The following is a 6,211-nucleotide window of genomic DNA, read 5'->3' as shown; positions in this document are numbered from 1 at the left end:
TGGCAAGATAGGAAGGAGCAAAACTCAATGCACCTTAAATTTATAAAAAAGTTGTCTTGACGATGGGGTCCACTTTACTTCAGATAATCTTAGACCAGAACCTAGAATTAACGAAATAATTGCAGTATCTCTTTCCCGATTCTTTTTATGGAAATTATAAATCCTTTTGTTGTCCTTATATTTTTTCCCGTATTCATTGGCTACGAAATGAAGAAATAGTTCATATTCATCTCCACGTAGTATTTTACCTTCAATTCGATTTGCAATAGTTTCTTGATCCTCTTTAAGAGTGTTTAACTCAATTTTAGCCATCACATTTCTTACTAAATAAGGTTGCAGTTCCGATGTTTCAGCAATATTTTGTAAGTAATGAAATAACGACTTCAGTGCGGACAATTTTCGATTAATTGTTTGCTTTGAGTTGCCAAGTTTAAATTCCAAGAAGGATAAAAAGTCCTCGATTTGTTGTACAGTTAAATTCTCAAGTATATGAATTGGTATATTGGTACGTTTCCCTTTAAAGAATCCTTCCGCTAAAATCCAATCAAAAAAAATTATATAGTCATGGCAATAGTTTAAAAGAGTTTTTACAGATAATTTCCTTCGCCTTTTATCAATGTATTCACCGACATACCAAGGTAACTCTAAAACCTTTTCTTCAACTTTTTCATAATAATGTTGTGTTTTTCTTTTAGTTATATATCATCACCTATAATCAATTTAAATCTTAATGATAATTTCGTCAAATTATTATTTTACGTAATAATTTTCTGACTTGATTTTTTAATTCATGGACCCTCTTTTTCTTTAAATCCAGAAATATTTAGGGTAATCGGAAAATTATGCATCTGACCAATAACGGACCAAAACAACACAACCTTGAAAAATGCCGGGCATCCACGCTTGTTTTAGGATTTTTAAATTAAAATTCCAAAAGTACCGAGATTCATCTCCATTTTGCATTCACATAGTAAATCACACCAAATTACAACTAAAATCAAATACTGTCAAAGTAACTGACAAGTATGGAGCCATTATGCATAAATATTTGAACTTTTATTGAGTTAACAACTCCGTTTTATTATTTCAACTTTGGGGAATGGTAAAAATAAGCGAAAGGAGTTGTTTTTGTGCAAACAAATTATGAAGATTGTATTAAAGCATGTCTCGAGTGTATGGAAGCATGTAATCACTGTTTTGATGCTTGTTTACATGAATCCGATGTAAAAATGATGGCTGAATGTATTCGTTTAGATCGGGAATGTGCAGATATTTGTGCATTTGCGGTGAAAGCGATGCAGACAAACAGCCCATTTGCGAAACAAATTTGTGAGTTGTGCGCAGATATCTGTGAAGCTTGCGGAAATGAATGCAAAAAGCATGATCATGAACACTGTCAAAAGTGCGCTGAGGCATGTTTTCGTTGTGCAGAAGCATGCCGTAAAATGGCTGCCTAATTAAAAAGGTTTCGAAAAACAAGGAAAGCCTAGTTACCAAAGTAAACAGGCTTTCCAAATTAATTGTTATTATATTACATTTGATTACCACATCTACCACAGATTAAAAACCCGTAAATCCTCCGAAAACACGATTAACTAAAAATGATGTAAACTTTGTCATCCATCCGAAAAAGAGAAATATACCCATAAATATCATCGTATAGCCGCCAAACTTAACAATTATTTGGTTATACTTCTTTATAAAGTTCATTTTTCCGATAAAGAAAGCCATGGCAAAAAATGGAACTGCAAATCCTAATGTATAGACCATCATATAAAGCAACCCTGATCCAGGATTCGTAACTCCAAGTGCAATAACTGCAGCCAATATTGGACCCATACAGGGCGTCCATCCTGCCGCAAATCCCATACCGATTAAACTAGTACCAAGATAACCTGAAGGCCGATTTTTAAATGAAATGGTACTGTTTTTCATCATGAACTTCGGTTGTAATGCCCCGATCACTACAAGCCCTAAAAATACGATTAGAATCGCGCCAATTTGACGAATGAGATCGCTGTATTTTATAAACAATGAACCAATCAAAGAAGTAGATAATCCAAGTACTAGAAAAATAATCGAAAATCCAATAAGGAAAAAGATAGTGTGTAAAATCGCTCTCTTCTGCATCATGCCCTTTCGTTCTTTTAAATCATCAATCGACACGCCAGTGATATACGAAATAAAAGCAGGATATAGAGGCAGAGTACAAGGAGAGATAAAAGACAACACTCCTGCTGCAAACGCCAATAATATGTTAAGATCAGCCATAAAATCACACCTTTAATATTTTTAAAATAAAGCTATAAAGCAATTTATGGCTGAATACGTGCCATCATTTCCGCAATTTCTTCTTCCGATAATCCTTTCGTTACACGATCAATTACTTTACCGTCTTTGTCTATCAAAAAAGTAGTCGGAATCGGTTTTACACCATATGCTTTATATATTTCTTCACGTTCATCAAGTGGAATTGGAAACGTCAATCCATATCGAACAACAAACTTTTGCGCTGTTAAGGCTGGCTCTCCAACATTGATTGCTAGAATTTCTACTCCTTTTTCTTTAAATATATGATATTGATTTTCCATATATGGCATTTCCTCTTTACAAGGCGGACAATATGTCGCCCAAAAATTTAAAAACACACCTTTTCCACGGTAATCACTTAATCGAACTGTTTCCCCGTCTAAAGTGGTTACTTCAAAATCTGGTGCTTCGTCACCTTTATTGACTACTCCGCCGTCACTAAATACACTTGAATAGATGGTATATCCAACAGCAGCGACAATTACTAACAAAATTACTGTACGCATCACTAACCGATTTTTCTTTTTCTTCACTTTGAAAACCCCCGTCCTATACTGCCCAATAAGTTATCGAGTCAAAAAAGCCAACAACAACCATCAATAACCCCGCAAATCGTTGAATAAATAGACCGATTTTCCGGCCGCCTTTCATGAATTTTCCGTTTAAGCCATAATACCAAACGATAAACATTGCAATTAAAAACGGAACAGATGTACCAATTGCAAATATAGTAGGTAGAACAATACCATATGAACTTGACAAAACTAGAGGCATTAATAGAAAGAAAAACAAACCGAACATCGTTGGACAAAAGCCGAGTGAAAAGCTAAATCCCAGCAAAAAAGCACCTAAATTTCCGTTTTTAAAATACTTTTCAGATATTTTTCCTAACGACAAGTTCCACTTCATTTTAAAAAAACCCAATAAATAAATACCCATTAAAATAAGAATAGGTCCAAGCAATTTTCTTACCAATGGAAAATATGCGGTCAGTTCACGTTGAAATTCCTTTCCTAGCAACCAAACGACAAAACCAAGCCCCGAAAATACAACAATCTTACCTAACAAATAAAAAATAACTTCGGACCAAGTAATACCTTTGTTAAAAGAACGATTACCATAATATGTAATAGCTCCAAGGTTACCAGTAAATTGACAAGGTGCTGCCGCACCGAGGAGACCAAGGAAAAAAGCAGCTGCCAGCGGTATATGTTGAGTATTATTCGCTAGATTCGTGAGAGGCCCATATAAAAATTGACTAATGTAATTAAAGAAGTCATACATGCCCTTTCTCCTCTATTGAGTAATCCCATCCTTCATGATTGAATCCCACGTTTCTCCACGATCTTTTGTAATCAAAACATTATTGTTCATCGTTGCAATTACAATCTCCTGGTCATTTTGTGGGTTCTCTGCTATGAACATAATCATGTCATCGTTATTAAGCTTGGGAAATTTAATTTCTGTAATATCTTCACTATCAAGATTTTTTACAAATAACTTGTTGTCATTGTCATTTGTAGCAAATAATAGCTCATTTTCCGAAAAATAAATTGCTGTAACAGGAATTTTATCGGTGTATTGTTCAAACGTATTGCCATAATCTGTCGACAAGAAAACACCTTCAGGAGAACTTAATGCAATCCAGCCCTCTTTTTGGGGATGGGTCACCATGCCCCCTACTTGGTTCGGAATTGTACCTCCAAGTTTACTTGGTTTCCATGACTTCCCTTCATCCGTTGTAACATACATTCCTGTACCTAATTTTGAGTTTTTCTGCTCATTAACAACGTAAATTGTCCCATGATTGTAGCCTGCTGCCATATAGTGAAAGTCTGATTCACCTTCAAAACCTAATTTAGTAAATGTTTTTCCGTAATCGCTTGTTTTCACAAGACCAATCGGATTTTTGAGTGTAGAATCATTACCCGGGTGCCCACTTGAATAAAAGCCTTTCTCCGTTGCACTAAAGCCCATATAGTCGTTATTTTCCTTATTCGTTTTATACCAAGTTCCTTCGTAGTAAATTCTAAGTCCTCCATGAGTGGCAAGAAAAACGGCATGTTGATTTCCGGCATAACCAATACCATGCATATGGTCAATTTTATTTTTTTTAACCACCTCTAAAAAATCAGATTCAGAAGGGATGACTTGCGGTTGTTCATTACCTTTTTCAATAGTTGTTGCTTCTTTTTGTTCTGTATTTTGACCGCAGGCTGCTACCAGCAGAAGACTTGATAGGACACCTACCATAATTGTCATCTTTTTCATTCACATTCTTCCTTTCTACTTCTCGGGTTCATTTATTGTTCAGTTCACATTGTAACCAAAATGTTTGAAGAAACTGTGTACTTTTCATTTTTTATTCTTAAAAGGCAATTAAAACGTTACCCTGTAATGAAATGGTCACAATTTCTTCAGATATTCTACAGAAGGTCCTTAATATCAGAAGATATCTAAGGCTTTCATCTTAATAAACTTCGATTTCTAGTGGCTCATTTACTTGAATCTAATTGTTCGTCCGTACTTGGCAGGCCCGACGTGATGATTAGGTCTGAATTTTTTGTTCCTTTTGTGGCGAATCTTTGCTCTAATGTAAAAAAGACTTAAAATGGAAAAAGTAATCAATAGAAAACCAAATAAATACCCATTTCCTTTTAAACTTCCACCACTTTCAGTTTCCACTTGTTTTTTTGACAAGCCTTCACTCTTTTCCTGAACATCTTTTAATTGTAAAGAAGCTATTATTTCTTGATTTTCATTAACGATTTCAAGCATGCCATTTTCATTCACATTTTTTATTACATTTTCGTTAGATGACTGTGTATAGTAAAAGTCTTTTGTTGTTAAAAATTTCTCACCCTTAACTGGAAACATAGTGCCCTTAGGAATATATGACGTTTTAAAGTGATTAAAGCCATAGTCTAGTAACTCAACCGTATCCTTGTATGTCATCTGCTGATTTGAACCTTTCAAAATAACTGCAATCAAACTTAATTCATTTCTGTTAGCTGTCGTTACCAACGTGTTCCCAGATTGAGGAATATAGCCTGTTTTTCCTCCTGTTACACCGTCATATGGATTTTCTCTCATAAGTTTATGATGTGTATAAATTGTTGTCTGCCAGGATGTCCCTTTCCATTCCAACTCTTTTGTCCCGAATATTTCCCTGAATTCTTCATTTTTCATCGCATACTGAGTTATTTTTGCTAAATCCTCCGCCGTCGTTACATGTTTAGGATTAAAAAGCCCATGTGAATTTTCAAAATTTGTATTTTCTACGCCCAGTTTGCTTAAATAGCTGTTCAATTTGGTTGCGAAAGTTTCTATTGATCCATCTAAATGCTCTGCAATTGCTACACCAGCGTCATTTCCTGAGTTTATTAATAAACCTTGAATGAGTTTTCTTAATTGAACCTTTTCCCCTTCTTCCAAATAAACCCTAGATCCATCAACTTGTCGCGCGTTCTTACTAACTGTTACAACATCATTAAGATCTCCTTTTTCTAGGGCATAAATAGCTGTCGCAATCTTAGTTAAACTTGCGGGGTACATTTTTGCATGGGCATTTTTTTCATACAGGACCTCTCCAGTTTTCGAATCAATAAGAATCGCTGCTTCACTTAAGATATTAGGGTTACTCTCGGCAAAAACAATATCGGAAATATAAATGTTTAAAGTAAATAGAACAATTAAAAATAGTTTAATTTTCATAATTCACCTAGTTTCTAATCTTTGGGATTGTACAATTCTAAATTATTTATTAAATTCAAGCGTTTAGAATCAATATGGATATTATAATTTATAATTGTGGAGAAAAAATGGAGATTTGAACACAAAATCTTTACAGTTATTTTAAATTGACGGGGATAACTCCATCATTTCTTCACAGTTTTTTATT

At 34.5% G+C, this 6,211-nt stretch carries 6 protein-coding genes and 1 pseudogene; 1 reads left to right on the top strand and 6 read right to left on the bottom strand.

Features of this window, described 5'->3' with window-relative positions; translation table 11 throughout:
- Window positions 1–75: 75 nt before the first annotated feature.
- Window positions 76–699 (bottom strand): annotated as a pseudogene (locus ABU914_RS13210) (site-specific integrase); the annotation flags it as partial.
- 431 nt (window positions 700–1,130) lie between these two features.
- Between ABU914_RS13210 and ABU914_RS13205 the strand changes: the two are divergent.
- Window positions 1,131–1,457, top strand: a complete 327-nt coding sequence (locus ABU914_RS13205; RefSeq protein ID WP_483880155.1) for a four-helix bundle copper-binding protein — start codon at window positions 1,131–1,133, stop codon at window positions 1,455–1,457.
- Between the two features lie 103 nt (window positions 1,458–1,560).
- Here the strand turns inward: ABU914_RS13205 and ABU914_RS13200 are convergent, their stop codons facing one another.
- The 5 genes from ABU914_RS13200 to ABU914_RS13180 all read right to left on the bottom strand — a co-directional run bounded on the left by ABU914_RS13200 (window position 1,561) and on the right by ABU914_RS13180 (window position 6,024).
- A complete protein-coding gene (locus ABU914_RS13200; RefSeq protein ID WP_379670179.1) occupies window positions 1,561–2,271 on the bottom strand; it encodes a cytochrome c biogenesis CcdA family protein in 711 nt (236 codons plus the stop codon).
- A gap of 44 nt (window positions 2,272–2,315) precedes the next feature.
- Window positions 2,316–2,843, bottom strand: coding sequence for a thiol-disulfide oxidoreductase ResA (gene resA, locus ABU914_RS13195; RefSeq protein WP_379670178.1), 528 nt, complete (start codon window positions 2,841–2,843; stop codon window positions 2,316–2,318).
- A 16-nt stretch (window positions 2,844–2,859) separates the two neighbouring features.
- Window positions 2,860–3,594, bottom strand: a complete 735-nt coding sequence (locus ABU914_RS13190; protein ID WP_379670177.1) for an urease accessory protein UreH domain-containing protein — start codon at window positions 3,592–3,594, stop codon at window positions 2,860–2,862.
- Window positions 3,595–3,606: 12 nt separating this feature from the next.
- Window positions 3,607–4,581, bottom strand: coding sequence for a F510_1955 family glycosylhydrolase (locus ABU914_RS13185; RefSeq protein WP_379670176.1), 975 nt, complete (start codon window positions 4,579–4,581; stop codon window positions 3,607–3,609).
- A 228-nt stretch (window positions 4,582–4,809) separates the two neighbouring features.
- Window positions 4,810–6,024: a D-alanyl-D-alanine carboxypeptidase family protein gene (locus ABU914_RS13180; RefSeq protein ID WP_379670175.1), complete on the bottom strand. Its 1,215-nt coding sequence runs from the start codon at window positions 6,022–6,024 to the stop codon at window positions 4,810–4,812.
- Window positions 6,025–6,211: the final 187 nt, after the last annotated feature.

Source organism: Pueribacillus sp. YX66, assembly GCF_041725775.1.
Lineage (GTDB): Bacteria > Bacillota > Bacilli > Bacillales > UBA6769 > Pueribacillus.
The sequence above is the reverse complement of the archived record's forward strand: the minus strand, read 5'-3'. Positions and strand labels throughout refer to the sequence as shown.